The organism is Escherichia marmotae, from assembly GCF_002900365.1.
GTDB classification, from domain to species: Bacteria; Pseudomonadota; Gammaproteobacteria; order Enterobacterales; family Enterobacteriaceae; genus Escherichia; species Escherichia marmotae.
The window spans coordinates 1,592,199-1,618,289 of the sequence record NZ_CP025979.1 but is presented as its reverse complement, the minus strand read 5'-3'; the positions used below and the strand labels follow the sequence as shown (position 1 = coordinate 1,618,289).

Here is a 26,091-nt window from a genome sequence, read left to right as displayed (position 1 = left end):
ATGGCTGAAACCAAAATTGTTGTCGGACCGCAGCCGTTCAGCGTAGGGGAAGAGTATCCGTGGCTGGCTGAGCGTGATGAAGACGGTGCGGTGGTCACCTTTACCGGTAAGGTGCGTAACCATAACCTGGGTGACAGCGTAAAAGCATTAACCCTCGAACACTATCCGGGAATGACTGAAAAAGCACTGGCGGAAATCGTTGATGAAGCGCGTAACCGCTGGCCGCTGGGGCGAGTCACGGTGATTCATCGTATTGGCGAATTATGGCCGGGTGATGAAATCGTTTTTGTCGGCGTTACCAGTGCGCATCGCAGTAGTGCGTTTGAGGCCGGGCAGTTTATTATGGATTATCTCAAAACCCGCGCACCGTTCTGGAAGCGCGAAGCTACGCCGGAAGGTGACCGCTGGGTCGAAGCGCGGGAGAGCGATCAGCAGGCAGCAAAACGCTGGTAGTTTTTTGTTGGCCGGATAAGGCATAGAGCTGCATCCGGCAATTTCACCGTACCGGACATACGTTTACGCTGCGGCGATGCACACCCTCATCATTTGCAGTATCCTTTAGATATTCCTTATATCTTCAGGAGATCTTCATGGACAGATTCCCACGTTCTGATTCAATCGTACAAGCCAGGACTGGCCTGCAAACCTATATGGCACAGGTCTATGGCTGGATGACCGTTGGCCTGTTGTTGACCGCGTTTGTTGCCTGGTATGCTGCTAACTCCGCCGCCGTGATGGAGCTGCTTTTCACCAACCGCATCTTTTTAATTGGTCTGGTAATAGCGCAATTAGCTCTGGTAATTGTGTTATCAGCGATGATTCAAAAGCTCAGCGCGGGTGTGACAACCATGCTCTTTATGCTTTATTCGGCGCTGACAGGTCTGACGCTTTCCAGCATTTTCATTGTCTACACCGCCGCCTCTATCGCCAGTACTTTCGTTGTTACCGCCGGAATGTTCGGTGCGATGAGTCTGTACGGCTACACCACGAAGCGCGATTTAAGCGGCTTCGGCAATATGCTGTTTATGGCGTTAATCGGCATTGTCATCGCCTCGCTGGTGAACTTCTGGCTGAAAAGCGAGGCGTTGATGTGGGTGGTGACCTATATCGGAGTGATTGTCTTTGTCGGCCTGACCGCCTATGACACCCAGAAACTGAAAAATATGGGTGAGCAGATTGATACCCGCGACACGTCGAACCTGCGCAAATATTCAATTCTTGGTGCATTAACGTTGTATCTCGACTTCATCAACCTGTTCCTGATGTTGCTGCGGATTTTTGGCAACCGCCGTTAATTCCGTTTCCCCTCCAAATCCCGGCCTGGCGTCGGGATTTTTTCTAATTAAAACGACAATGAATAAAAGCCTGTTATAAAATGCGCCCATGACATGGGGGCGCATCCATAAATATAATTTTTTGTATATATGGCTTAAGTAAAGATATCAATAAGATAAATGCTGCCATTGCAGGTGTAATGTATCTTTTTTTAATCTCTTTGGTGGTGATTGTCGTTGCGCTTTTATAGGGGCGTTAACTCTCTATTATTATTTTATCGGCTTCTTCGGGATTCTTGCAGCAATAGCTATAACACTTGTTTGGCAAAGGCATACGCGGTTTTTTCATTAGTCATAGAAAAATAGGTAAATTTCTTTCTTGGGTAAAATTGTGAGGAAACGCAATGAGCCCGATGCGCTACGCTTAGCAGGCACAGAGTGGAATTGTAATCTATTAATTTAGCCCGGTTTTGTAGGGCGGATAAGGCGTTCACGCCGCATCCGCCATGAACAAATAGCACGTTGCTAACAATCTGCACAAACCAAAAGAACTTAATCGAACTTCACATCGCCGCTTCATTTTTCGCCCGTAGCTTCTTCGCCTGACTTTCCAGCAACAGGTAACAGATCAGCGCCAGCAGCAGCGGTATAAAGTAATACAGCACACGGTAAGCGAGTAGGGCGGCGATAATTGTGCCTTTGGATGTATTCTCTCCTGCCAGTAGCGCGATAAACACCGCTTCCAGCACGCCAATCCCCGCCGGAATATGCACGATGACACCAGCAATACTACTAACCAGTAACACGCCTAAGACAAAGAAATAATTCACGCTTTGGTCAAGTAACAGCCAGATAATTGCCCCCATCACCATCCAGTTAACGCTGGAAATCAGCATCTGAGCGAGGGCGAATTTCCATGAAGGCAGCACCAGCTTTTGCCCTTTGATGGTCATATGGCGGTGCTTCGCGAAAGCGCAAAACCATAAATAAACCGCGATAATCATCAGTAAGCCAATGCCGAGAATACGCAGCGTGGTTTGATCGACATACCAGTGATCCGGTAACTCCACCACGCCTGCGGTAAAAATAATCCCGGCTAATAAAATATAGCCCAGCCAGTTGGTGGTAATACTCAGCGAGAAAATGCGTGTGATGGTGCCGCCCGGTAATCCCAGACGCGAATAAAGGCGATAACGCATCCCAATCCCGCCGACCCAGGTACTGAGCGTCAGGTTGAAGGCATAGCAGATAAATGACACCAGCATCACCTGGCGCTTCGCCAGTTTGTGACCGCAGTAGAAACGGGCGAGCAGGTCATAGCAGCCGTAAATCAGATAACTGACGACCACCAGCCCGACCGCACTCAATAGCACAACGCGGTTATAGTCGCGGATGACCTTCCAGACCTCTTCCCAGTCCACTTTTTTGGCGTAGACCACCAGCAACACAATCACCGCGATAAAAAATAGCCAGGTAAGGATCTTCTTTGCTAAGCGCCAGCGAGGATGGGATTTACTCATCAGGGCTTTACCCCCGTATTTTCTGTTTCTACCCGATCCTGCGTTTCCATTGCCGGTTGCGCGGGCGGCTCAACCTGTGCCAGACGCGGCGTATGCGCCGGAAGCCAGCCCACCAGCGCCGGGAAGTGGCGCAAAAAGTGGAATGCCAGCACTCTTTTAGTCAGATTCCACCAGGTGCGTTTTGGCAGCATACTTTCATCTACCTGCCGACAATCGGCGGCGATGATGCCATTAAGATTGTCGCGTAGCGTCTGGTTAAAATTACGATCGTAGATGATGACGTTAGCTTCGAGATTCAGCGACAAACTGAGCGGATCGAGATTACTGGAGCCTACCGTCGCCCAGTGATCATCCATTAACGCCACTTTGCCGTGGAGCGGGCGGCGGCGATACTCAAACACTTGAACGCCGCCTTTAACCAGATAGTTATAGAGCAAACGCGCGCCAACCCTGACAATCGGCATATCCGGTTCACCCTGAATAATCAGTTTGATCCGCACCCCGCGCCGTGCCGCTTTACGTAAGGCGTGTAAAAATCGATAGCCGGGAAAGAAGTAGGCGTTGGCGATAATCACTTCCCGCCGCGCCTGAGTGAGCATTTTCAAATAGTGGCGCTCGATATCGCTGCGATGTTCTTCGTTATCGCGCCAGACCAGTAATACCTGCGCTTCCCCCGGTTGGCGGTTTTCTTCCGCTTTATGGTGACGTCGCCACCAGCGGCGTGCCGCGCTCTGCCCAGGCAAGTTTTCCAGCTCAAACTGCAGAATATCTTCAACAATCGGCCCTTCCAGCCGCACCGCGTAATCCTGTTTGGCCTGTGGGCCGTAGCTGGACATATGCTCGGCGGAGTAATTTATCCCGCCGATAAAGGCGATTCGTGTATCGATGACCACAATTTTGCGATGCATCCGGCGGAACACATTCGTGCGCATACCGAACAGGCGAGGACGAGGATCGTAATAACGAAATACCACGCCAGCCGCGGTCAGTTCGCTGACAAATTCATCGCTGAGATCTGGCGAACCATAGCCATCCAGCAAGACTTCCGCTTTAACCCCACGTTGCGCCGCTGCCAGCAGCGCCGCATGTAGCTGTTTGCCGACGTCATCTTCAAACCAGATAAATGTCTCAAGGATGATGCGTTGCTCTGCTTCGTTAATCGCTTTAAACACAGCAGGGTAATATTGCTCGCCGTTTTCCAGTAACTGAATCTTGTTCCCTTCGCGCCAACCACATTTCATAGATGGATCTCCACACTCAAAGGGGCATGGTCAGAAAGATGTCGCCAGGTCCGCAGCGGCAGCGCTGTGGGCGCACTGGCACTGGCGTTTTTGACGTAAATCCTGTCCAGACGAAGAACGGGAAATTGCACCGGAAATGTTCGCGCCGGGCGTCCGTGGGCGCGGGTAAATATCTCATCCAGCCCAGCCTGTACTTTTAAGGGATGATTGGCTTTTTGCCGCCAGTCGTTGAAATCTCCCGCGACTAATACTGGTTCGCCGTTCGGTAGTTGATTCACCCATTCAGCAAGCATCGCAAGCTGCGCCTGACGGTGCGCCTCCCGCAAGCCGAGATGCACGCACATCACATGAATCGCTTTCCCCGTGACTGGCGGAACAATGCGGCAATAAAGCACGCCGCGCTTTTCCGCGCCATCGACCGAAACATCGCGATTCTCATAATGTTCAATGGGATAGCGTGACAGCACCGCGTTCCCGTGATGCCCTTCCGGGTATACAGCATTACGTCCGTAGGCAAAATCACTCCACATGGTGTCGGCAAGAAACTCGTAGTGCGAAGTATCGGGCCAGTTCTTCACATGCAGTGGATGGACTTCGTGCGCCCCCATCACTTCCTGCAGGCAGACGATATCGGCGCTGACGGCACGCACCGCGTCGCGAAGTTCCGGCAAAATGAAGCGTCGGTTAAATGCTGTAAAGCCTTTGTGAATATTGATGGTGAGCACCTTGAACGAAAAATGTTGTGTTTGGTCGGGCATAATTTTCCTGTTTTTGCCTCTTATCTCATTGAAATAGTGTAGTCGGCGTCACAAAAAGGTGCGGTCTTACGGAATTTTCCGTAAAGTTCGGTACTCTGAATTAGTAGAGATAAATTCTTCAGGAGAGAAGCCATGAAGTGGCAACAACGCGTTCGTGTCGCAACTGGCCTAAGTTGCTGGCAGATTATGTTGCATTTACTGGTAGTGGCGCTGCTGGTTATGGGCTGGATGAGTAAGACGCTGGTTCATGTCGGCGTAGGGTTATGCGTGCTGTATTGTGTAACAGTAGTGATGATGCTGGTGTTACAGCGTCATCCTGAGCAACGCTGGCGCGAGGTAGCAGATGTGCTGGAAGAGTTGACCACCACCTGGTATTTTGGCGCGGCGCTGATTGTGCTGTGGCTGTTGTCCCGCGTGCTGGAAAATAACTATTTGCTGGCAATTGCAGGGCTGGCGATCCTTGCCGGCCCGGCGGTAGTGTCGCTACTGGCGAAAGATAAAAAGTTACATCACCTTGCGTCTAAACATCGCGTACGCCGCTGATCCTGTTGTGGCCGTTATCACCAGTAACGGCCACAAACTATTCCACACAATATCCAGACTCGCATCCTTCAAATAGATCTGCTTGGTAATGTCTGTAAAGTGGCGGATAGGGTTAATCCACGTCAGGTTTTGCAGCCATACTGGCATGTTCTCCACCGGCGAAACGTAACCGGAAAGCAGGATTGCAGGCATCATAAAGACAAATACGCCGATAAACGCCTGCTGTTGCGTTGAACAAAGTGATGAAATCAACAGACCGAAGCCCACCAGCGATAAACCGTAAATCACCATCGTAAAGTAGAACAGCGCCAGCGAACCGGCGAAGGGGATTTGATACGCCCAGATACCAATCGCCAGCACAATGGTGGCCTGGAACGTGGCGACAATTAACGCAGGGACGGCTTTACCAATAAATATCTGCCAGGTGGTGAGGGGTGAAACCAGCAACTGATCGAGCGTTCCCTGTTCACGTTCGCGGGCAACAGAAAGCGAAGTGACGATCATTACGCCGATAGTGGTGATCATGGCGATCAGTGATGGCACCACGAACCATTTGTAGTCGAGGTTCGGGTTATACCAGTTGCGCACCACCAGCTCGCTGTTGTTTGGCTTCGGCTTTCCTTCCAGCAGCTCCTGCTGATAGTTTTTGACGATTTGTTGCAGGTAGTTAGCGGCGATTTGCGCACTGTTGGAGTTACGTCCGTCGAGAATTAATTGCAACGGCGCGGTCTGGAAGGTATCCAGTTTGCGCGAGAAATCAGGCGGGAAGCGCACCAGCAATAACGCCTTTTGCGTGTCGATGGTCGGGCGGATCTCCTGTGGACTTTTCAGCAGCAACACATGGGTAAAGGCGCTGGCGCGGGCAAAACGTTGGGTCAGTTCTACCGAATGTGCGCCGTTATCTTCGTCGTAAATGGCGATGGTGGCGTTGGTTACTTCCAGCGTGGCGGCGAACGGGAACAGGATCACCTGAATCAGCACGGGTAAAATCAGAATCGCGCGCGTCTGCGGTTCGCGCAGCAGCGACTGCAACTCTTTGCGAATTAACGTCCATAAGCGATGAAACATGCTCTTCTCCCTAATCCAGTCGACGTTTGGTTTTCAGCCACGTCAGACCGATAAACATCTCCGCCGAAGCGATCAAAAACAGCACATTCACGACCAGCACTACCGGAATATTCCCGGCGAGAAACAGGCTTTGCAGGGTGCTGACGAAATAACGTGCGGGAATAATGTACGTCACCGCGCGGATCACCGCAGGCATACTGTCGATCTGAAAAATAAAGCCAGAGAGCATAATCGACGGCAAGAACGCGGCGTTCAGTGCGACTTGTGCGGCGTTGAACTGGTTGCGGGTAATCGTTGAAATCAGCAGCCCCATCCCCAGCGTACTGAGTAAAAACAGGCTGGAGATAAAAAACAGAATCAGCAGCGAACCGCGATATGGCACACCGAGAATAAATACCGACACCAGCATACACAGCAGCATTGCCAGCATGCCGAGGACGTAATAGGGGAGCAGCTTACACAGCAGCAGTTCCGTGCGGGTAATCTCCGTAGAGAGCAAAGCCTCCATAGTGCCGCGTTCCCACTCCCGCGCCACCACCAGCGAGGTGAGGATCGCGCCGATCACCGTCATGATAATGGTTACAGCACCGGGAATAATAAAGTGCTGGCTAATCGCCGCCGGGTTAAACCAGTAGCGAGTCTGGACATCAATAAGCGGCTCAAAAGTCTGCCCGTTGTCTTCCGCTCGCTGCATTTGCCAGATCTGCCAGATCCCTTCGACATAACCCTGCACAAAGTTGGCGGTATTTGGCTCGCTGCCGTCGGTAATCACCTGAATTGGCGCGGTGGCGTTGGCACGCTCCATCTGTTCCGCGAAATCCACCGGAATCACCACCAGACCACGAATTTTCCCCGCCTGCATTTTGGCGATTAATTCTTGGCGATTATCGCTGATAGTGGCGTCGATATAAGGTGAGCCTGTCATGGTGTGGGTGAAATCCAGCGCCGCTTCGCTACGCTGTTCAAGCAATATTCCGACCCTCAGCTTGCTGGAGTCTAGGTTAATGCCGTAGCCAAAAATAAACAGCAGCAACAGCGGGATCACCACCGCAATCAGCCAGCTACTCGGATCGCGAATGATCTGCCGCGTCTCTTTAACGCACAGCGCTCGCACGCGACGCCAGGACAGGATCGGATTACTCATTGCCATGCTCCTTATCCCAGTCGTGGATCAACTGAATAAAGGCTTGCTCCATCGTGGGGTCGGGTTGCTCATCGTTGGCCGATTGCGCTTTCAAATCGTCCGGCGTGCCGCTGGCAATCAGTTTCCCGCGATACACCAGTCCGATGCGGTCGCAATATTCCGCTTCATCCATAAAGTGGGTGGTGACCATCACCGTGACACCTTTCTCTACCATGCTGTTGATATGTAGCCAAAACTCGCGGCGGGTGAGGGGATCGACGCCGGAAGTGGGTTCATCGAGAAACAGAATATCCGGTTCATGCATCAACGAGCAGGCCAGCGCCAGCCGCTGCTTAAAACCTAATGGCAGTTCATCGGTAGCATGTGAGGCAATGCTTTTCAGGCCGAACGCTTCGCTCATACGGGTGATTTTTTCAGTCTGCGCCCGACCGCGTAAGCCATACACGCCGGAGAAAAAGCGTAAATTCTGTTCGACTGTCAGGTTGCCATACAGCGAAAATTTTTGCGCCATATAGCCGAGATGCTGGCGCGCTTTACCGGAACTCTCTTTCAGATCCATTCCCAGCACCAGCGACTGACCGGAGGTCGGCACCAGCAAGCCGCACATCATCTTAAAGGTGGTGGATTTCCCCGCACCGTTTGGCCCCAGCAAACCAAAGATTTCACCGCGTTTGACGGCAAAATTGACGTGATCGGTGGCGGCAAAATCGCCAAACTTCTTGGTCAGCTCTTTCGCTTCGATCACCGTCTCGTCCGGTGAGCCTTCTACCGTATGCAATATTGCGCCCAGCGGTGATTCTGAGGTTCCGGCACCGCCCAGCAAATCAATAAACGCATCTTCAAAGCGAGGTGTGGTTTCGTTGATGTTGATTTCCGGCATTCCGTCGGCGCGGCGAATATCGTCTGGTGTGGCCTCTTTTTTGAGGATCAGACGTACTGATTTCCCCTGAATCATCCCGTCGCTGACCTGCGGCAGTTTCAGCGTTCGTTGCAGCAGTTTGCGGTTGCTTTCGTGCGGGCTGGTCATCAGAAAGCTACGTCCGGCCATGGTTTGCGTCAGAGCCTTCGGTTCTCCCTGATACAGCAACTCACCTTCGTTCATCAGCAATACGTCACGGCACTGTTCGGCTTCATCGAGATATGAGGTACTCCAGAGGATCAGCATCCCTTCGCCTGCCAGTTCGTGCACCATCTGCCACAGCTCGCGCCGTGAGATAGGGTCAACGCCGACGCCGGGTTCATCGAGCAGTAACACTTTCGGCTCACCCACCAGGGTACAGGCCAGCCCGAGTTTTTGTTTCATCCCGCCAGAGAGCTTACCCGCCAGGCGTCCGGTAAATGGGCCAAGAGAAGTAAACTCCAGCAGGCGAGCAAACGTCTGTTTTCGCGCTTCACCGGTTACGCTGCGCAAATCCGCGTACAGATTAAGATTCTCCATCACCGTGAGATCTTCATACAGACCGAATTTCTGCGGCATATAGCCGAGCACCGCGTGTAACGCAGCGTCGTTTTTGATCGGATCAAAGCCAATGACCGTAGCACTGCCGTTGTCGGGTTTCAGTAACCCGGCCAGCATCCGCATCAACGTGGTTTTACCCGCGCCATCCGGCCCCACCAGCCCCGTAACATAACCGGCATGAATGGTACAGTTGAGCGGTGCGACGGCGGGCTTGTCCATACCCGGAAAGCGTTTTTCCAGGCCGTTTAGCGTGATAACGGCATCATTCATGTCCTGCCTCGTCACCGAATTGCACCGTTACTGGCATTCCCTGGCGTAACGCATCATCGGCGTCGGTCACCACAATCCGCAGGCGATAGACAAGGTCGGTGCGCAGATCCGGCGTTTCGACGGTTTTCGGGGTAAATTCAGCGGTTGGCGAAACGAAACCAATCTGCCCGTGATACGGCTTGTCCGGGCGACCATCGGTATAGAGCAGCACTTTGCGGCCTGGCTGGGCCTGGTCGAGATTGCGCTCATCGACATAGGCACGCACCCACACCGGACGCGTTAGTGAAACGGTAAACACCGTGCCACCTTCATTGAGCACTGTGCCAGGCTCTACCGCGCGGGTTAACAGCGTGCCATCAGAGGGGGCTACCAACGTTGAGTCCTGTAAATTCAGCTCCGCCTGCGCCAGTTGCGCCTGCGCCTGTTCCAGGCTGGCTTTCGCCTGGGCGATGTCCTGTTCACGGTTACCGGAACGGTACTGACGCAATTTATCCTGTGCTGATTTCAGCGTTGCCTGGGCCTGGTCGCGCGAGGAGCGGGCATTTTCCAGGTCGTTTGCCGAAATAGTGCGGCTTTTCCACAATCCTTGCTGACGAGCATAGAAATTCTGCGCATAGTCGTAAGCGGCCTGCGCCTGTTTTACGGCAGCGGCAGCCTGGGCGATTTCTTCATCGCGATAACCGGCAAGCATCAGATCATATTGTGCCTGCGCCACCGAAACGCCTGCTTTCGCCTGCATCAGCGCAATCTCATACGGCTTGTGATCCAGTTCGCCCAGCACCTGATCCGCTTTGATGGCATCACCTTCGTCTACCGCCAGAGATTCAACGCGACCACCGACACGGAAGCTAAGATTAACAGTGCGAATATCCACGTTGCCATACAGCGTCAGGCCGTTATCCTGGCGGCTTTGATACCACCAGTAGCCTCCGGCAACCACGGCGGCAAGTACCACTACCGCCAGTCCAATCACGACAGTTTTTTTCATCACTACAAACTCCTTTGCGATAATCCTTGCAAAATCAGGTCGATATGACAGGTTACCGTCTGGTTAATCAGTTCGGTCTTTTCTTCATCGAACGCGGTCCAGCCGGTACGTAACAGAATCGTTTCTTTGCCGAGACGAAACGCCAGAATCTCGCCAATCAGCGCATGAGTATGGAGGATCATGCGGGTATCGTTGGCGTCACAGCCGGTCCAGGCGGCAATCAGGCGCGTAAGGTGGCTGTGTAGCGGACTAATCACCTGTTCATGCACCAGATGGTAGGCCGCCGTGGGAGAGAGCTGCTCACGGGAGATAAACTTGCTGAGGTTGACGGTATCATCCTGGGTGAGCAGTTGAATCATGTTCCTGCAAGCGCGAAGGATCAGTTCGCGGATAGCGGCGCGATCCGGCTGTGGTTGTGCGAACAAGCGTTCGGCTTCCTCGGCGTGCGGACGGAACTGCTCGCCAATAAAATCGGCAATCCACTGGGCGCAGGCGAGGTATAAATCTTCTTTCGAACCGAAGTAATAGGTGATGGCTGCGATATTCTGCCCGGCTTGGGCGGCGATATCGCGGGTGGTGGCGTTCATTCCATACTCACCAAACTGTGCCAGTGCCGCAGCAATTAGCTGTTTTTTGGCCTGTTCACCTTTGGTTGTCATGGCAGGACTATTCATCGCACAGCCCATTCTTAATCAAATGATTGATTAAGATTATGACTCATTTTTAGCGTTGTCCAGTATGGCTAAGAATTTTAGCAACGCCAGTCACAGGGATAATTTATGCGCTGCGTCACAAAAACTGCTACACTCCGCTCCCTCATGACATTGTGGTTTTTGTCATTTTCCTTTTCAGTATCTCCCTGAAAACTACACCGGTAACGGTCGGGGCGGTTCGGAGTAGTTATGTCTTTCGATTCTTTGGGTTTAAGCCCTGATATCCTGCGCGCCGTTGCCGAGCAAGGTTACCGTGAACCCACCCCTATTCAGCAGCAGGCGATCCCCGCAGTACTGGAAGGCCGTGATCTGATGGCCAGTGCCCAGACCGGCACGGGTAAAACAGCGGGCTTTACGCTGCCGCTACTGCAACACCTGATTTCCCGTGAGCCGCACGCCAAAGGGCGTCGTCCGGTTCGTGCGTTGATCCTCACCCCGACCCGTGAACTGGCGGCGCAGATTGGCGAAAACGTCCGTGATTACAGCAAATACCTGAACATTCGTTCGCTGGTGGTGTTTGGCGGCGTCAGCATTAACCCGCAGATGATGAAACTGCGCGGCGGTGTTGATGTGCTGGTGGCAACGCCCGGGCGTCTGCTGGATCTGGAACACCAGAATGCGGTGAAACTGGATCAGATAGAAATCCTCGTCCTTGATGAAGCTGACCGTATGCTCGATATGGGCTTTATCCACGATATTCGCCGTGTGTTAACAAAGCTGCCCGCGAAACGCCAGAACCTGCTGTTCTCCGCGACTTTCTCTGACGAGATTAAAGCGCTGGCAGAAAAACTGCTGCATAACCCGCTGGAAATCGAAGTGGCGCGCCGTAATACAGCCTCTGAGCAAGTGACCCAGCACGTTCATTTTGTTGATAAGAAACGCAAACGGGAATTACTGTCGCACATGATTGGTAAAGGTAACTGGCAGCAGGTGCTGGTGTTTACACGTACCAAACATGGTGCCAACCATCTGGCAGAACAGCTAAATAAAGATGGCATCCGCAGTGCGGCGATCCACGGTAATAAATCGCAAGGTGCGCGTACTCGTGCGTTGGCCGATTTTAAATCGGGTGATATTCGTGTGCTGGTGGCGACCGATATCGCCGCGCGTGGCCTGGATATCGAAGAGTTGCCACACGTCGTCAACTATGAGCTGCCAAACGTACCGGAAGATTACGTGCACCGCATCGGGCGTACCGGTCGTGCCGCAGCCACCGGCGAAGCGTTATCGCTGGTGTGTGTTGATGAGCACAAACTGTTGCGCGATATCGAAAAACTGCTGAAAAAAGAGATCCCGCGTATCGCTGTTCCGGGCTATGAGCCGGATCCGTCAATTAAAGCCGAACCGATCCAGAACGGTCGCCAGCAACGCAGCGGCGGCGGTCGTGGGCAGAGCGGTGGTCGTAGTCAACAGCAACCGCGTCGCGCAGAAAGCGGTGCGAAGGCTGGTAACGCGAAGCCTGCAGCAAAACCGTCTCGTCGTCTTGGTGATGCCAAACCGGCAGGCGAGCAACAACGTCGCCGCCGTCCGCGTAAACCTGCCGCAGCTCAGTAATCTTTTATGCCGGGTAATGCCCGGCATCTGAGACTGATGACAAACGCAAAACTGCCTGATGCGCTACGCTTATCAGGCCTACGTGGTTCCTACAATATATTGAATTTTAACAACTTGTAGGCCGGATAAGGCGTTCGCGCCGCATCCGGCATATCACTACAAGCGCTAGTCAGCAATTTGCAAGCGCGGCAAAAAGATTTCTCTGTTTTACCGCCCACAAGCCACCCGATGCGTTACTTCTCCGCAGCCAATTGTTCGCGCAGCTCCATTAAAAGGTAGCCCAGGCGATTCTTGCCCTGACCATTACCGCCATCTCCCCAGTAAGCATCATTTTTCGTATGCTCAACCAGTTTCGCTGACGCGGTTGCCAGCAGGAGCGCGCGCAGTTCTGCGTGTTGTTCGAATTTAGCGCGAAGCGCTTTGCGCATCACCTCTTCTTTTATCGACTCCCAGTTTTTACGCAGGGGCTTAGAACGGTCACGCCCCATACGCGCGGCGATCATGGGTGAGGAAATCCGGCGGATCTCTTCGTGGTATTTTTCATCAAGGAACTTTTGTGCCTGAAAATAGTGTTCTGAGGTGGGCCAGGTTTTGCCGTCAATCTTGATGGCCCAGGCGGCAAAGTTAGAAAAATCCCCGTAGTCGTCACTGGTGCTGTAGAAATTTATGATGGTGTCTTGCATGACGTGTTGAATCCTTTGTTGTCGAACAGGAATTAGACCGTATTATCCTGGCGGTTATTGCGAGCCACTTTCCAGAAACAGAAAAATCATTACCCCTGAAAACTGAAAAATGCCACAATATTGGCTGTTTATACAGTATTTCAGGTTTTCTCATGGCATTAACCGCCGCGCTTAAAGCGCAAATTGCCGCCTGGTATAAGGCGCTTCAGGAACAGATCCCCGACTTTATTCCCCGTGCGCCGCAGCGGCAGATGATTGCGGATGTCGCCAAAACACTGGCCGGAGAAGAAGGGCGGCATCTGGCGATTGAAGCCCCCACCGGCGTTGGGAAAACGCTCTCCTATTTGATCCCCGGCATCGCCATTGCCCGCGAAGAGCAAAAAACGCTGGTGGTGAGTACCGCTAACGTGGCGTTGCAGGATCAGATCTACAGCAAAGATTTGCCGCTGCTGAAAAAGATCATTCCCGATCTAAAATTCACCGCCGCTTTCGGGCGTGGGCGCTACGTTTGCCCGCGTAACCTGACGGCGCTTGCCAGTACCGAACCCACACAACAGGATCTGCTCGCGTTTCTCGACGATGAACTGACACCGAACAATCAGGAAGAACAAAAACGTTGTGCAAAGCTGAAGGGCGATCTCGATACTTATAAATGGGATGGCCTGCGCGATCACACTGATATCGCCATTGATGACGATCTCTGGCGTCGTCTGAGTACCGACAAAGCCAGTTGCCTCAACCGTAACTGTTATTACTACCGCGAATGTCCGTTTTTTGTTGCCCGCCGGGAAATTCAGGAAGCGGAAGTGGTAGTGGCAAACCATGCGCTGGTGATGGCGGCGATGGAAAGCGAAGCGGTATTGCCAGAACCGAAAAATTTGCTGCTGGTGCTGGATGAAGGTCATCACCTGCCGGACGTGGCGCGGGATGCGCTGGAAATGAGCGCGGAAATTACTGCCCCCTGGTATCGGCTACAACTGGATCTGTTCACAAAACTGGTCGCCACCTGCATGGAGCAGTTTCGCCCGAAGACCATTCCACCGCTGGCGATCCCTGAACGGTTGAATGCGCATTGTGAAGAGTTATATGAGCTTATCGCCTCTTTAAACAACATCCTCAATCTCTATATGCCTGCCGGGCAAGAGGCAGAGCACCGTTTTGCGATGGGCGAATTGCCGGATGAAGTACTGGAGATCTGCCAGCGGCTGGCAAAACTGACCGAGATGCTGCGTGGTCTGGCTGAGTTATTCCTCAATGATTTAAGTGAGAAAACCGGTAGCCATGACATTGTGCGTTTGCATCGACTGATTTTGCAGATGAACCGCGCGCTGGGGATGTTTGAGGCGCAGAGCAAACTCTGGCGGCTGGCGTCTCTGGCGCAATCTTCTGGTGCGCCGGTAACCAAATGGGCGACGCGGGAAGAACGCGACGGGCAGCTACATCTCTGGTTTCACTGTGTGGGGATCCGCGTCAGCGATCAACTCGAAAGGCTGCTGTGGCGCAGTATTCCGCACATTATTATCACTTCTGCAACCTTGCGTTCGCTGAACAGTTTTTTGCGTTTGCAGGAGATGAGTGGGTTGAAAGAGAAAGCGGGCGATCGCTTTGTGGCGCTGGATTCCCCCTTCAACCACTGCGAACAGGGCAAAATTGTCATTCCGCAGATGCGTTATGAACCGTCCATTGACAACGAAGAGCAGCATATTGCCGAAATGGCGGCCTTTTTCCGTGAGCAGGTAGAGAGCAAAAAACATCTCGGCATGTTGGTGTTGTTTGCCAGCGGGCGGGCGATGCAGCGATTTCTCGACTATGTGACGGATTTACGTCTGATGTTGCTGGTGCAGGGCGATCAGCCTCGCTACCGCTTAGTTGAACTGCATCGTAAACGCGTTGCTAACGGTGAGCGCAGTGTATTGGTAGGTTTACAGTCTTTTGCCGAAGGCCTTGATCTGAAAGGTGACCTGCTAAGTCAGGTGCATATTCATAAAATCGCCTTTCCCCCCATCGACAGCCCGGTGGTGATCACCGAAGGCGAATGGCTAAAAAGTCTTAATCGTTATCCCTTTGAGGTACAAAGCCTGCCGAGCGCCTCGTTTAACCTGATTCAGCAAGTTGGGCGTCTGATTCGAAGCCACAGTTGCTGGGGTGAAGTGGTGATTTATGATAAACGCTTGTTAACCAAAAACTACGGCAAGCGGTTACTTGATGCCTTACCGGTGTTTCCGATTGAGCAACCAGAAGTCCCTGAAGGTATAGTTAAAAAGAAAGAAAAAGCAAAATCCCCACGCCGTCGGCGGCGTTAATGATGTGAGTCAGGTAAGGAGTCATAAATGGACTATCGCAAAATCATCAAAGAGATCGGGCGCGGCAAAAACCATGCGCGCGATTTAGACCAGGATACGGCGCGCGGCCTGTATGCCCATATGCTCAACGGTGAAGTACCTGACCTTGAGTTGGGCGGCGTATTGATGGCGCTGCGTATCAAAGGGGAAGGGGAAGCAGAGATGCTCGGCTTTTACGAAGCCATGCAAAATCACACCATCAAGTTGACGCCCCCTGTTGGCAAGCCGATTCCTGTTGTTATTCCCAGTTACAACGGTGCACGGAAACAGGCCAACCTGACGCCATTGCTGGCGATCCTGCTGCACAAACTCGGTTTTCCAGTAGTGGTTCACGGTGTTAGCGAAGATCCGACCCGCGTGCTGAGCGAAACCATTTTCGAACTGATGGGGATTACGCCAACGCTGCACGGCGGCCAGGCGCAGGCGAAGCTCGACGAACATCAACCTGTGTTTATGCCTGTAGGCGCGTTTTGCCCGCCGCTGGAAAAACAACTGGCGATGCGCTGGCGGATGGGCGTGCGTAACAGTGCGCATACGCTGGCGAAACTGGCGACGCCATTTGCTGAAGGTGATGCGCTGCGTCTTTCCAGTGTTTCGCATCCGGAATATGTCGGGCGGGTGGCGAAATTCTTTAACGACATCGGTGGGAGGGCGCTGTTAATGCACGGCACCGAAGGCGAAGTGTATGCAAATCCGCAACGCTGTCCGCAAATCAATCTGATTGATCGCGAAGGAACGCGGGTGCTGTATGAAAAACAGGACGATGCAGGCAGTGAGCTACTGATACTGCCAGAAGCAAAAGACCCGGAAACCACCGCGAAGTGGATTGAGCGTTGTCTGGCAGGCAGCGAACCGATTCCCAAATCACTAAAAATCCAGATGGCTTGCTGCCTGGTGGCGGCGGGCGAAGTGGCATCCGTTAGCGATGGCCTGGCGCGCGTTAAGCAATCATTTTAATTTCTCCCCCTGCCGGATGATGAGCGTCATCCGGCCTTTACTCCACAGCAACATGAAATTGCAGCATATTTATTGACCTTCCCGCGTGCGGCGCGCAGCATAAAAAAGCAACAGGCATATAACATAAACAGGAGTTAACTATGGCAAGTGGTCATCGCTTTCATGCCCGGACGCTGCACAACTTTATTCTGACTGTGTTTCGTCAGATGGGTAGCGAGGAACAGGAAGCAAAACTAGTAGCAGATCATTTAATTGCGGCAAATCTGGCAGGGCATGATTCACATGGGATTGGCATGATCCCGAGCTATGTGCATTCCTGGCGACTGGGTTCTTTGCAAATCAACCATCACGCTAAAATTGTCAAAGATGCGGGGGCAGTGGTCACGCTTGATGGCGATCGTGCATTCGGTCAGGTGGCGGCGTACGAGGCCATGACACTTGGCATTGAAAAAGCGCGTCAGCACGGAATTGCTGCTGTGGCACTGCGTAACTCTCATCATATCGGGCGTATCGGTTACTGGGCGGAACAGTGCGCAGCGGCGGGGTTTGTCTCTGTTCACTTTGTGAGCGTAGTGGGGATTCCGATGGTGGCACCGTTCCATGGTCACGATCGTCGCTTCGGCACCAATCCGTTCTGCGTGGTCTTTCCACGAAAGGATAACTTCCCGCTGTTGCTTGATTATGCCACCAGCGCCATTGCATTTGGCAAAACCCGTGTCGCCTGGCATAAAGGTGTGCCCGTACCGCCAGGCTGCCTGATTGATGTTAACGGCGTGCCGACGACCAATCCGGCAGTGATGCAGGAGTCACCGTTGGGATCACTGCTGACCTTTGCCGAACATAAAGGTTATGCCCTGGCGGCGATGTGCGAAATTCTTGGTGGTGCGCTTTCCGGCGGCAAAACGACCCATCAGGAAACGTTACAAACCAGCCCCGATACCATTCTTAACTGTATGACCACCATCATCGTTAACCCGGAATTGTTCGGCGCGCCAGATTGTGCAGAGCAGACCGAAGCCTTTGCCGAGTGGGTGAAAGCTTCGCCGCATGATGAAGATAAGCCGATTTTGCTGCCAGGCGAATGGGAAGTGAATATGCGCCGTGAACGGCAGGAGCTGGGGATCCCGTTAGATGCCGGGAGCTGGCAGGCGATTTGTGACGCGGCGCGGCAAATTGGTGTACCAGAAGCGACGTTGCAGACTTTCTGCCAATAGTCAGCCAGCGAAAAAAAGCCCGTCCAGTGACGGACGGGCAAACAAGGGTAACATAGGATCAATGAGGGTTAGAGCACATGCGTCTGTCGGTAAACAGACAGGGAAATCCTTTTGCCGGATGCCGGTCAACGGTTCGGATTTTGTAGGCCTGATAAGACGCGGTAGCGTCGCATCAGGCACTTGTTGCCGGATGCGACGTAAACACCTTATCCGGCCTTGGAATTACTTATAGATAACCGCAGTTCCGCTTAATTTATTGTTGTTGGTGGCAGAAGTAATGCTGTATCCACTGGCACCAGCCGCCGCAGCTTTTTCTGCCAGTTTTGCTTCCAGCGCGTCGAGGGTGGATGCGCCATCGGCAGAAACTACGCCGATTTTATTCATGCTTTGTGCCTGGGATGCCGTTACCGGTTGTGCCGCGAACACGCCAAATGACAGAGTTGAAAGAGCCATAGCAGCAACAACAGTATTGATAGTTTTCATAATTAATCTCTCGCAGGTGATTTTGTTTAAGTGACGTTGTTTCGTCGATGTGATGAGTATCACGTTTTTTCACGAGAGATAAAATCGAAGAGAATTGACCGCCTTGTTCAAATAAATTGATTGATATCTAAGATGCTGATAATTCATCTATTTGTCGTGCTTATGATTCAATTTTGTACCGCGTGTCAGTTACGGCTGCGTTAAAGGCACGGAATGCCACGCAAAATGCAAATTATACTTGCTGTACTCCATGCCAGTTGTAGTTAACGTAACTGGCTGTCCTTCGAGCCTCTGCGATTATATCCTGCATAAGAATGTTTTTGTAAATCTTTCTCCTGCTGGCAGTGGATGCATAAGCGCACGCCAGGAATGGCTTCCCGACGGGCCTGCGGGATGGGAGCACCGCACTCTTCACATTCATACTGGCTTTCACCACGCGGGATTTCACCCCGAGCGCGGGCAACCGCATCTTCAATTGTACTGTTGATCTGTTCGTTGACGGCGTCATCATTAGCCCAACCGGATGCCATATCGTCCTCCCCATATCAATGCTTGTACAATTAAGTGTAGCTAATATAGGGACAAACTCTGGCAGTTCAACTGTCAGATCTCCGACCATTCTCGCAGCAGATTGTGATAAAGATTGAGTAGCGACAGGATTTCTTCACCTTCACCAAAGCGGTTTTTCAGCGACTGAATGTTGTTGTCCAAATCGAATAGCATGGCGCGCTTTTTATCATCGCGGATCATCGACTGGATCCACATAAACGAGGCCACCCGCACGCCGCGCGTGACGGGCGTTACGCTGTGCAGGCTACTCGAAGGATACAACACCAGATCGCCTGCCGGGAGTTTTACCCGATGCTGCCCGAAGGTGTCATTGACGACCAGTTCGCCGCCTTCATAGCTTTGTGGATCGCTCAAAAACAGCGTCGCAGAAAGGTCTGTGCGCATCCAGCCGTTTTGCGGATGACTGCGTACTGCGCCATCCACATGAAAACCATAGGTTTCATTGTGCTGGTAGCGATTAAACAGTGGCGTGGAGATAGTGCGTGGTAAAGCGGCGGCAAAGAACAATGCGTTCTGGTTAACCGCGTTAAGCACCTCAGTTTGCAATGCGGCATATAACGCGCTGCGGGTGTCCACTTGCTGATTGCTCTTAACTTGTGCGCCCTGCGCGCCAGTGGTGACACGACCATCAATCCATTCGGCTTGTTCCAGTTGTTCACGAAGACGTGCGACGTCCTGTGGCGATAACACGCCGGGAATGTGGTACATCATACAAGTTCTCCAAAAAGTGGGGCTTCACCCCACACCGATTTTTAACAGCAGGTGCTTTGTTCATGCCGGATGCGGCGTGAATGCCTTATCCGGCCTACCAAATGATGTGAACTCAACGTGTTGTACAACCTTGTAGGCCTGATAAGCGCAGCGCATCAGGCAGTCCTGTTCTCGCCATCAATCTTAGTAAGTCCTGCGCCCCATATCTGAATCAGAAATGCATATTGGCGGTGAGCAGGAAGGTTCTTGGCTCGCCCGGATGATAGCGGTAGCCGCTCTTGTTAATCGAGGCCACGTAATTGGTATCAAACAGGTTGTAGACGTTTAACTGGAAATCGAGGTTGCGATTGACGCGATAGCCCAATTTGGCATCGGCAACCCAATAACCTTCAGTAAACGCCGGAGTTCCCACCGCGCCGTCAGAACCTTTATGCATACTGCCGATATAGCGTGCGCCTGCGCCAATGGAGATATCATCCGTTGCCTGATACTGGCTCCATAAGGTAAAGGCGTGTTCTGGCGTATACGGCAGTGATGACGAACCATCCTGAGCCACGTCCGCACCATTTTTAATGGTCGCTTTTTGCTGGGTATATCCGCCAATCACCTGCCATGCGGGAGTGATATTTCCAGCCACGGAAATCTCATAGCCTTCGACGCGCTTTTTACCGTACTGCGAGTAAGTCCCGTCGTCGTTTTGCTCAACTTCATTTTCGATATCGGTACGGAACAGCGCGGCAGTTAGTAGCAGGCGTTTATCCAGCACTTGCCATTTGGTGCCAATTTCGCTGGTCTTCGCTTTTTGCGGTTTAAAGTCGGTGCGGTTGGCGCTGTTACCGCTGCCAGACTGTGCAAGAGCGAAGTTGCTGCCGCCAGGCGGTTGTTGGGAAACAGCATAGTTGACGTAGACATTGCCATTTTCCGTCAGATGATACAGCGCCCCGGCTTTCCAGTTGACCAGATTGCCCGACCTGGCGGTGTCAACGGTGGTGACCGGAGAACCGTTTGCCGCGCCAGTTGGGCAGGTGACGGCACCGCGACCACTGCCGCCGCAGGCGGTAGCACTGTCATATTCAGTATGATAATTGTCCAGACGGATCCCGCCGTTCAGCTCAAAATCACGGGTGATTCGCAGCGTATCGAAGGCATAAATCGCGAAGGTATCTGTCTGACCGTTAGCATTGGCACCGTTGCGCGTCAGACTGCCAGGATGAATGCTGCTGTCAGGATGGTAAATGTTCACCGGCGGTAACGTCACCGGATTAACGCCGTAGTTGGTCTGCGTTTCGCGGGTAAATTCCACGCCGGTACTGACATCATGGGCGATTGAACCGGTATAGAACGCCGACGTCAGGTTAGTCTGGTTGGTGAGGATTTTATTACTCACATCTTTAGTATTCGCCGTGCGTGACCACGTCCAGCTATCCACATTGCTGGTGGGCTGGGTAATATTCGATGCTCCGCCCATAATCGCCGTCATCAGATAATCCTGCTTCACGCGCGACCAGCGGGTGGTATTACGAATGGTGGTGTTATCGCTGATGTCATGTTCAAAACGCATAGTGGCGGTATCGGTGGTCGAATCGTCGTAATCGGAGTCCGTACCATAAAAGTTATGCGTATCCACTTTACCGGAATGGTTCAGTGCCGCCGTTCCTGCAGAAGGTGCGGAATAACCAGGCAAACCAATGGTCGGAATGCCGCCGTCCGGCGTGTTGTGCTGGGTAACGTGTAAATAGTTGAGATACAAACGCGTCGACGTACCGAGGCCTAATGCCACGGAAGGGGCGACGCCGTAACGTTCATTTTTAACCTTATCGCGCCCGGCATCGTGCGTTTTTTCGCCCATCACATTCAGGCGCACTGCGCTGGTGTCACCAATCACCTGATTGACGTCCAGTGTGCCGCGACGGAACCAGGCGCTACCAATACTGGCAGAGGCGTCAATACCAGAGTCATTACGTGGCTGTTTACTGATCATATTGATCGAACCCGTCGGCGCGCTGCGTCCGTAATCGGTGCCGGATGGGCCTTTAATGACTTCCACCTGTTCGGTATTGAAAGTGTCACGTGAGACACTACCAATATCGCGGATGCCATCAATATAAATGCTGTTAGAGGTATCCGCACCGCGCATATAAATGGCGTCGCCGGTAGTGGAATTACCATTCTCACCGGCAAAAAATGCGCCCACGCCAGGTACGTTTTTTAGCGCGTCAGTAAGGTTGGTTGCGCCCTGATCTTTTATCACCTGTTCAGAAATCACCGTCATTGTGCGGGTGGTATCGATGACCGGGCGGGAGAATTTTGGATCGGCAGATTTAAGTGGCGCATAAAGCGAAGGCGTCGATGCCTCGACAACCAGTGTATCATCAGCGTTTTGTTGCCCTTCTGCGGCGAGAGCCTGTGGCACAGGCGTGATGCCGATACAAAGGCCAGCAAAGAACGTGAGCGAATGAAAGGGTCTGGCAGGGAAATTGCGATTGTTTTCCATTTGGCAGGTGACTTTTTCTTATATGTTTAAATTTTCACTATCACGAGAAAGCATCTCTGCGGATGCGATGCCACTGTTAATCCCGTAATAGTAATCTTGAAGTGATAATAATTTTGATAAGCATTATCACCTGGCCGATTTTCTATCACCCATTGCGTGAAAAATAAATACATTTATTTACATTGTGTTCATATTTGATGTTTTTTGCTTACAAAACAGGCGAAAACTGCATCCAGAGGCGAATGCAGTTGCGTTGGTGTGGTTATTTGTAGATGGTTGCAGTACCGAACATCTGATCATTTCCGCCTGCGGAATTAATGACATAACCTTTCGCGCCTTGTTCGCGCGCTTTTTCTGCCAGTTTTTCCTCCAGATCGCTTAGGTTAGATGCACCGGTTGCCGAAACGGTTCCGGCTGGCCGTAGTTGACCGCTGTCCTGGTTACTCAGAGGTTGCGCGGCATAAGCCGTGAAGGTGATTCCGCTCAGGACGGTGGCAAGCAGTAGTGCGAGGCACTTTTTCATAATGACATCCTCATAAATACAACGAGTAGTGCCTGATAAGTGTAGGTCTCCTGCGTGATGAGAATGACGCAAAAAATTGACAGAGATGTGCTTGTTTTTTGAACGATGTATTTTTACAAAACCAGACAAATCAATGACATGCAGGGTGCTGATTTTTATGGTGAATTGCTGAAAAATGCAGTCAGGTTAAGGTTTTGAGTCATGTTAAACGCAGCCAGATATTTACCCTGCCGCGTTATGCGGGTATCTTACGCCGCTGCTTAAAGGAGAATGCTATGTCCGCCCAGAAACCGGGGTTGCACCCGCGCAACCGTCATCACAGCCGCTACGATCTCGCCACGCTCTGTCAGGTGAATCCTGAACTGAAACAATTTATCACGCTTACCCCTGCCGGTGAGCAAAGCGTAGACTTCGCCAATCCGCTGGCGGTGAAGGCGCTCAACAAGGCGTTGCTGGCACATTTTTATGCCGTGGCGAACTGGGATATTCCTGACGGTTTTCTGTGTCCGCCAGTACCTGGCCGGGCGGATTATATTCATCATCTTGCCGATTTACTGGCTGAGGCGACCGGAACAATTCCGGCCAGTGCCAGCATTCTGGATATCGGCGTTGGCGCGAACTGTATTTATCCGCTGATTGGCGTACATGAATATGGCTGGCGTTTTACCGGTACTGAAACTAACAGTCAGGCGTTAAGCAGCGCGCAGGCGATCATCAGCGCCAATCCGGGGCTTAACCGCGCCATCCGCCTGCGTCGGCAAAAAGAGAATAGTGCTATTTTTAACGGCATTATCCATAAAAATGAGCAATATGACGCAACCTTGTGTAACCCGCCGTTCCACGACTCTGCCGCGGCAGCGCGTGCTGGTAGCGAGCGCAAACGGCGTAATCTCGGATTAAACAGAGACGATGCGTTGAACTTTGGCGGTCAGCAGCAGGAGCTGTGGTGCGAAGGCGGTGAAGTGGCTTTCATCAAAAAGATGATTGAAGAGAGTAAAGGCTTTGCGAAGCAGGTAATGTGGTTCACCTCGCTGGTTTCTCGTGGCGAAAACTTACCGCCGTTGTATCGTGCTCTGACGGATGTTGGCGCGGTGAAAGTGGTCAAAAAAGAGATGGCCCAGGGGCAAAAGCAGAGCCGCTTCATTGCCTGGACCTTTATGAACGACGAACAGCGTCGTCGTTTTGCCAATCGTCAGCGTTAAAGTGTCGGTTCTCCCGGTAGTAATGGTTCTGCCGGGGTAACGCCCGGAGCAGGCAGCACTTGATAAGTCTGTACCGGTGCGCGAACACCCGCCTGGTCGAAATGTTTTTTTACCTGGCTGTCGAGGGCAAAACGTACTGTCCACTGTTTGAGTGGCAGCGTGGTAAACGAAACACGCAGTGTAAACGCGGTATTGCTTAAGCCAACAATTCCGGCAAAGTTAGGTTCACCGATAATCAGCCCGCGAACTTCTTCATTTTCCATCACTTCCGCCACGGCATCTTTTAGCGCCTGATTGGCTTTATCGGCATCTTCATGACGATCAACATCGTAATTCGCCACCACAGAGCCAATGCCGCGGACAAAGTTGGCAAAGGTGGTTATCGAGGACCACGGAATAATGTGATAAGCCCCGGTATCCTGGCGCACGCCTACGGATCGAATCGACATGCGTTCAACCGTGCCGGTCAGCGGCCCGATGGTGACTAAATCTCCGGTATTCATGCCGTTTTCAAACTGAATAAACACCCCGGTAATAATATCTTTCACCAGCGTTTGCGAACCGAAGGAAATCGCCAGCCCTAACGCTCCGGCTCCTGCCAGTAGCGGCGCAATATTGACGCCAATTTCCGACAACACAATCATAATGGTGATGGTACTGATTACCACCGCCAGCGCGTTGCGAAACAGTGTCAGCAGGGTACGCGTGCGGGCGCTGGGCAGCGGGCGACCATGAATATCCGAAGCCAGCCGATTTTCGATCAAACTGGCGAGAACCGTCCAGCCAACTGCCGAGAAGAAAAGGATGAGAGCGATGCGGATCAGGATATCCACCGTTTTCTGCCCCGTGCCGTTTTGCAGCCAGTTCCAGAAATCGAACAGTCCCCAGGCGCTGAATAGTAGCATCACCGCTACGCACACTGTCAGAATACGTGCCGTTTTCAGCGCCGCCGACAGCCAGCCGTTCAGCCGTTTTTGCAGTTCCGGATAGTTACGCTGAGTGTGTGGCGAAAGGGTAATGGTTTTTGCCAGCCAGCGAGAAAACATACCGGAAACAAACGCCGCGATCCCAATAATCGCCAGGCTACGCACCGTCGCGCCCATCATAAATTTCAGGCTGTTTCCTGGGTCAAATAACGAGAAGAAAAACAGCACGATAAAATAGGCGCTTGCCAGCCAGTGCCACACCAGCGCAAAAGCACGAATAAACAGACTGAAAAAGGCCAGTGAGTGTTCCGCGAAGTTGAGCAAATGCTGGGTAATCTCTTTTTTATTACGGAATATCAGATACAACGCCCATACCGTCATACACAGCATGATGATGACGTTCGCGAGTGCCCCGATTTGCACATTCACCTGGTTTGAGATAATCGGTACAGCCACAATCAGGCCATAACCAATCAGGCCGCTTAGCCAGCTAAGGCGGCGGCACCAGTAGCGGGCACTCTCATCCTGAATAGAGAATGGACGCAGTTCAGCAACGTTCGGGCAGAAAATCAGGCGTAAAACAGCTTTGAAAAATTCAATCAGGGCGAAAGCATTGAGAAACAGACTCTGTTGAAAAGCAATGGTGCGGCTGCCCGCATTCAGGTTGTCGCTTAAAACCTGACCGACAAATAATGTCAGTGCCAGTAACAGCAGGTCGATAATAAACGCACCGATAATCATCGCCGGAAGCTGCAACCAGTTACTGCGCTCACGATTTTTCTGCCGCGCCCACAGACCCATTTTGCGATATAACGGCAGTGCGCACAGGCGAACCAGCCAGTAAAAACTAAACACTAAAACGGCCAGCATGGAAAAATGGGTAAGGGCGTTGCTGAAGGTTTGCGGATTAAACGGTTTATGTGGGGAGCCAGTAATATTGCGATAAAGTTGCCCGAAGCGTGCGGAGAGAGCTTCACCATAATGGCGACTGACTTCGGTCACCTTTTGTAGCACGGTTTGCTCTTCAACCAGCGTTGGCGGCACGATCTTCGGTACGGGTTCCGCGGGGGGCGTGGCGGCGACGGTGCGTAACTGATCGACCAGCTCTTTGCGCGAGGTGTCATTATCCAGTACATCCGCCAGTGCACCATAGGCCGCTTTTTTTTGTTCAATATCCGGTTCCGGAGCCGGTTCAGTCGTTGGGGCCGTTGTCGTTGTGGTTGTAACGCCGGGTATGGATACCGCGTGGGCAGGTGCGCCCAGCAGGCAGAAGAGGATGAACAGGATCCACCGCATGACTCCTCCAGTGAGAAAATAGAGCAAAAAGATAAGTATAGATGCTGGGGGAGAGGGAATTTTAAATGAGAGGAATCTGGTGTTCCTCCCTTTCGGGTGAAAGGGAGGAAGGGATATTAAGCAGGTTGCTGACAACGTGCGGGCTTTTTTGCCGAATG

The 26,091-nt window shown here is 52.3% G+C and carries 23 protein-coding genes and 1 pseudogene; 9 read left to right on the top strand and 15 right to left on the bottom strand.

Features of this window, described 5'->3' with window-relative positions; genetic code table 11:
• The 3 genes and pseudogenes from moaE to C1192_RS26080 all read left to right on the top strand — a co-directional run.
• Positions 1 to 453 carry a molybdopterin synthase catalytic subunit MoaE gene (gene moaE, locus C1192_RS08405; protein ID WP_000852287.1) on the top strand — a complete coding sequence of 151 codons (453 nt, stop codon included), beginning with the start codon at positions 1 to 3 and terminating at the stop codon, positions 451 to 453.
• A 137-nt stretch (positions 454 to 590) separates the two neighbouring features.
• On the top strand, positions 591 to 1,295 hold the full coding sequence (locus C1192_RS08400; RefSeq protein WP_000373618.1) for a Bax inhibitor-1/YccA family protein: 705 nt from the start codon (positions 591 to 593) through the stop codon (positions 1,293 to 1,295).
• 214 nt (positions 1,296 to 1,509) lie between these two features.
• Positions 1,510 to 1,626: pseudogene (locus tag C1192_RS26080) on the top strand (Bax inhibitor-1/YccA family protein); the annotation flags it as partial.
• Between the two features lie 211 nt (positions 1,627 to 1,837).
• Here C1192_RS26080 and C1192_RS08390 read toward each other — a convergent pair.
• The 3 genes from C1192_RS08390 to C1192_RS08380 are packed head-to-tail and all read right to left on the bottom strand — an operon-like array spanning position 1,838 to position 4,793.
• Positions 1,838 to 2,794, bottom strand: coding sequence for a lysylphosphatidylglycerol synthase domain-containing protein (locus C1192_RS08390; RefSeq protein WP_016261832.1), 957 nt, complete (start codon positions 2,792 to 2,794; stop codon positions 1,838 to 1,840).
• On the bottom strand, positions 2,794 to 4,035 hold the full coding sequence (gene clsB, locus C1192_RS08385) for a cardiolipin synthase ClsB (RefSeq protein WP_038354538.1): 1,242 nt from the start codon (positions 4,033 to 4,035) through the stop codon (positions 2,794 to 2,796). Before clsB ends, C1192_RS08390 begins: the two co-directional genes overlap by 1 nt.
• On the bottom strand, positions 4,032 to 4,793 hold the full coding sequence (locus tag C1192_RS08380) for an endonuclease/exonuclease/phosphatase family protein (protein WP_001113330.1): 762 nt from the start codon (positions 4,791 to 4,793) through the stop codon (positions 4,032 to 4,034). The genes clsB and C1192_RS08380 overlap by 4 nt, the downstream gene beginning before the upstream one ends.
• A gap of 132 nt (positions 4,794 to 4,925) precedes the next feature.
• Between C1192_RS08380 and C1192_RS08375 the strand changes: the two genes are divergently transcribed.
• Positions 4,926 to 5,336, top strand: coding sequence for a YbhQ family protein (locus C1192_RS08375; RefSeq protein WP_000871975.1), 411 nt, complete (start codon positions 4,926 to 4,928; stop codon positions 5,334 to 5,336).
• Here C1192_RS08375 and C1192_RS08370 read toward each other — a convergent pair.
• The 5 genes from C1192_RS08370 to cecR are packed head-to-tail and all read right to left on the bottom strand — an operon-like array spanning position 5,298 to position 10,939.
• A complete protein-coding gene (locus C1192_RS08370; protein ID WP_000469021.1) occupies positions 5,298 to 6,404 on the bottom strand; it encodes an ABC transporter permease in 1,107 nt (368 codons plus the stop codon). The two genes, C1192_RS08375 and C1192_RS08370, sit on opposite strands and share 39 nt — an antisense overlap.
• 10 nt (positions 6,405 to 6,414) lie before the next feature.
• On the bottom strand, positions 6,415 to 7,548 hold the full coding sequence (locus tag C1192_RS08365) for an ABC transporter permease (protein WP_038354537.1): 1,134 nt from the start codon (positions 7,546 to 7,548) through the stop codon (positions 6,415 to 6,417).
• A complete protein-coding gene (locus tag C1192_RS08360) occupies positions 7,541 to 9,277 on the bottom strand; it encodes an ATP-binding cassette domain-containing protein (protein WP_038354536.1) in 1,737 nt (578 codons plus the stop codon). Before C1192_RS08360 ends, C1192_RS08365 begins: the two co-directional genes overlap by 8 nt.
• Positions 9,270 to 10,265: a secretion protein HlyD gene (hlyD, locus tag C1192_RS08355; RefSeq protein WP_038354535.1), complete on the bottom strand. Its 996-nt coding sequence runs from the start codon at positions 10,263 to 10,265 to the stop codon at positions 9,270 to 9,272. The genes C1192_RS08360 and hlyD overlap by 8 nt, the downstream gene beginning before the upstream one ends.
• Before the next feature lie 2 nt (positions 10,266 to 10,267).
• Positions 10,268 to 10,939: a DNA-binding transcriptional regulator CecR gene (cecR, locus tag C1192_RS08350; RefSeq protein WP_024191852.1), complete on the bottom strand. Its 672-nt coding sequence runs from the start codon at positions 10,937 to 10,939 to the stop codon at positions 10,268 to 10,270.
• Between the two features lie 228 nt (positions 10,940 to 11,167).
• On the opposite strand from cecR, the gene rhlE reads away from it, so the two are divergent.
• Positions 11,168 to 12,532, top strand: coding sequence for an ATP-dependent RNA helicase RhlE (rhlE, locus tag C1192_RS08345; RefSeq protein ID WP_000007078.1), 1,365 nt, complete (start codon positions 11,168 to 11,170; stop codon positions 12,530 to 12,532).
• Between the two features lie 233 nt (positions 12,533 to 12,765).
• On the opposite strand, the gene ybiA is transcribed toward rhlE, so the two are convergent.
• Positions 12,766 to 13,248 (bottom strand): riboflavin biosynthesis intermediates N-glycosidase, encoded by a 483-nt coding sequence (gene ybiA, locus C1192_RS08340; protein WP_072274915.1) that lies wholly within the window; start codon positions 13,246 to 13,248, stop codon positions 12,766 to 12,768.
• Positions 13,249 to 13,367: 119 nt separating this feature from the next.
• Here ybiA and dinG point away from each other — a divergent pair, with 119 nt between their 5' ends.
• The 3 genes from dinG (at position 13,368) to C1192_RS08320 (ending at position 17,728) form a co-directional block, all read left to right on the top strand.
• On the top strand, positions 13,368 to 15,518 hold the full coding sequence (dinG, locus tag C1192_RS08330) for an ATP-dependent DNA helicase DinG (RefSeq protein ID WP_052462994.1): 2,151 nt from the start codon (positions 13,368 to 13,370) through the stop codon (positions 15,516 to 15,518).
• Between the two features lie 27 nt (positions 15,519 to 15,545).
• Positions 15,546 to 16,514: a DNA-binding protein YbiB gene (ybiB, locus tag C1192_RS08325; protein WP_000386506.1), complete on the top strand. Its 969-nt coding sequence runs from the start codon at positions 15,546 to 15,548 to the stop codon at positions 16,512 to 16,514.
• Positions 16,515 to 16,654: 140 nt separating this feature from the next.
• Positions 16,655 to 17,728: a malate/lactate/ureidoglycolate dehydrogenase gene (locus C1192_RS08320; protein ID WP_038354533.1), complete on the top strand. Its 1,074-nt coding sequence runs from the start codon at positions 16,655 to 16,657 to the stop codon at positions 17,726 to 17,728.
• A 222-nt stretch (positions 17,729 to 17,950) separates the two neighbouring features.
• On the opposite strand, the gene ybiJ is transcribed toward C1192_RS08320, so the two are convergent.
• The 5 genes from ybiJ to mcbA form a co-directional block, all read right to left on the bottom strand.
• Positions 17,951 to 18,211, bottom strand: a complete 261-nt coding sequence (gene ybiJ / locus C1192_RS08315) for a DUF1471 family protein YbiJ (protein ID WP_000849310.1) — start codon at positions 18,209 to 18,211, stop codon at positions 17,951 to 17,953.
• Positions 18,212 to 18,474: 263 nt separating this feature from the next.
• Complete coding sequence (locus C1192_RS08310; RefSeq protein ID WP_038354532.1) at positions 18,475 to 18,741, bottom strand: DksA/TraR family C4-type zinc finger protein; 267 nt, start codon at positions 18,739 to 18,741, stop codon at positions 18,475 to 18,477.
• A gap of 73 nt (positions 18,742 to 18,814) precedes the next feature.
• The gene (gene ybiX, locus C1192_RS08305; RefSeq protein WP_038354531.1) at positions 18,815 to 19,492 is read right to left on the bottom strand and encodes a PKHD-type hydroxylase YbiX; all 678 of its coding nucleotides are present in this window, start codon (positions 19,490 to 19,492) and stop codon (positions 18,815 to 18,817) included.
• 211 nt (positions 19,493 to 19,703) lie between these two features.
• Positions 19,704 to 21,986 (bottom strand): catecholate siderophore receptor Fiu, encoded by a 2,283-nt coding sequence (locus C1192_RS08300; RefSeq protein ID WP_038354530.1) that lies wholly within the window; start codon positions 21,984 to 21,986, stop codon positions 19,704 to 19,706.
• Positions 21,987 to 22,248: 262 nt separating this feature from the next.
• Positions 22,249 to 22,509 carry a DUF1471 family periplasmic protein McbA gene (mcbA, locus tag C1192_RS25110; protein WP_001516045.1) on the bottom strand — a complete coding sequence of 87 codons (261 nt, stop codon included), beginning with the start codon at positions 22,507 to 22,509 and terminating at the stop codon, positions 22,249 to 22,251.
• Positions 22,510 to 22,784: 275 nt separating this feature from the next.
• Here mcbA and rlmF point away from each other — a divergent pair, with 275 nt between their 5' ends.
• Positions 22,785 to 23,711 (top strand): 23S rRNA (adenine(1618)-N(6))-methyltransferase RlmF, encoded by a 927-nt coding sequence (gene rlmF / locus C1192_RS08290; protein WP_038354529.1) that lies wholly within the window; start codon positions 22,785 to 22,787, stop codon positions 23,709 to 23,711.
• Here the strand turns inward: rlmF and ybiO are convergent.
• Positions 23,708 to 25,933 carry a mechanosensitive channel protein gene (gene ybiO, locus C1192_RS08285; protein ID WP_038354528.1) on the bottom strand — a complete coding sequence of 742 codons (2,226 nt, stop codon included), beginning with the start codon at positions 25,931 to 25,933 and terminating at the stop codon, positions 23,708 to 23,710. The genes rlmF and ybiO overlap by 4 nt on opposite strands.
• Positions 25,934 to 26,091: the final 158 nt, after the last annotated feature.

Excerpts from the sequence above, each read along its gene's own strand:
- moaE (WP_000852287.1), top strand. The coding sequence starts at position 1 with ATGGCTGAAACCAAAATTGTTGTCGGACCGCAGCCGTTCAGCGTAGGG.
- C1192_RS08400 (WP_000373618.1), top strand. The coding sequence starts at position 591 with ATGGACAGATTCCCACGTTCTGATTCAATCGTACAAGCCAGGACTGGC.
- C1192_RS08390 (WP_016261832.1), bottom strand. The coding sequence starts at position 2,794 with ATGAGTAAATCCCATCCTCGCTGGCGCTTAGCAAAGAAGATCCTTACC.
- clsB (WP_038354538.1), bottom strand. The coding sequence starts at position 4,035 with ATGAAATGTGGTTGGCGCGAAGGGAACAAGATTCAGTTACTGGAAAAC.
- C1192_RS08380 (WP_001113330.1), bottom strand. The coding sequence starts at position 4,793 with ATGCCCGACCAAACACAACATTTTTCGTTCAAGGTGCTCACCATCAAT.
- C1192_RS08375 (WP_000871975.1), top strand. The coding sequence starts at position 4,926 with ATGAAGTGGCAACAACGCGTTCGTGTCGCAACTGGCCTAAGTTGCTGG.
- C1192_RS08370 (WP_000469021.1), bottom strand. The coding sequence starts at position 6,404 with ATGTTTCATCGCTTATGGACGTTAATTCGCAAAGAGTTGCAGTCGCTG.
- C1192_RS08365 (WP_038354537.1), bottom strand. The coding sequence starts at position 7,548 with ATGAGTAATCCGATCCTGTCCTGGCGTCGCGTGCGAGCGCTGTGCGTT.
- C1192_RS08360 (WP_038354536.1), bottom strand. The coding sequence starts at position 9,277 with ATGAATGATGCCGTTATCACGCTAAACGGCCTGGAAAAACGCTTTCCG.
- hlyD (WP_038354535.1), bottom strand. The coding sequence starts at position 10,265 with ATGAAAAAAACTGTCGTGATTGGACTGGCGGTAGTGGTACTTGCCGCC.
- cecR (WP_024191852.1), bottom strand. The coding sequence starts at position 10,939 with ATGAATAGTCCTGCCATGACAACCAAAGGTGAACAGGCCAAAAAACAG.
- rhlE (WP_000007078.1), top strand. The coding sequence starts at position 11,168 with ATGTCTTTCGATTCTTTGGGTTTAAGCCCTGATATCCTGCGCGCCGTT.
- dinG (WP_052462994.1), top strand. The coding sequence starts at position 13,368 with ATGGCATTAACCGCCGCGCTTAAAGCGCAAATTGCCGCCTGGTATAAG.
- ybiB (WP_000386506.1), top strand. The coding sequence starts at position 15,546 with ATGGACTATCGCAAAATCATCAAAGAGATCGGGCGCGGCAAAAACCAT.
- C1192_RS08320 (WP_038354533.1), top strand. The coding sequence starts at position 16,655 with ATGGCAAGTGGTCATCGCTTTCATGCCCGGACGCTGCACAACTTTATT.
- ybiJ (WP_000849310.1), bottom strand. The coding sequence starts at position 18,211 with ATGAAAACTATCAATACTGTTGTTGCTGCTATGGCTCTTTCAACTCTG.
- C1192_RS08310 (WP_038354532.1), bottom strand. The coding sequence starts at position 18,741 with ATGGCATCCGGTTGGGCTAATGATGACGCCGTCAACGAACAGATCAAC.
- ybiX (WP_038354531.1), bottom strand. The coding sequence starts at position 19,492 with ATGATGTACCACATTCCCGGCGTGTTATCGCCACAGGACGTCGCACGT.
- C1192_RS08300 (WP_038354530.1), bottom strand. The coding sequence starts at position 21,986 with ATGGAAAACAATCGCAATTTCCCTGCCAGACCCTTTCATTCGCTCACG.
- mcbA (WP_001516045.1), bottom strand. The coding sequence starts at position 22,509 with ATGAAAAAGTGCCTCGCACTACTGCTTGCCACCGTCCTGAGCGGAATC.
- rlmF (WP_038354529.1), top strand. The coding sequence starts at position 22,785 with ATGTCCGCCCAGAAACCGGGGTTGCACCCGCGCAACCGTCATCACAGC.
- ybiO (WP_038354528.1), bottom strand. The coding sequence starts at position 25,933 with ATGCGGTGGATCCTGTTCATCCTCTTCTGCCTGCTGGGCGCACCTGCC.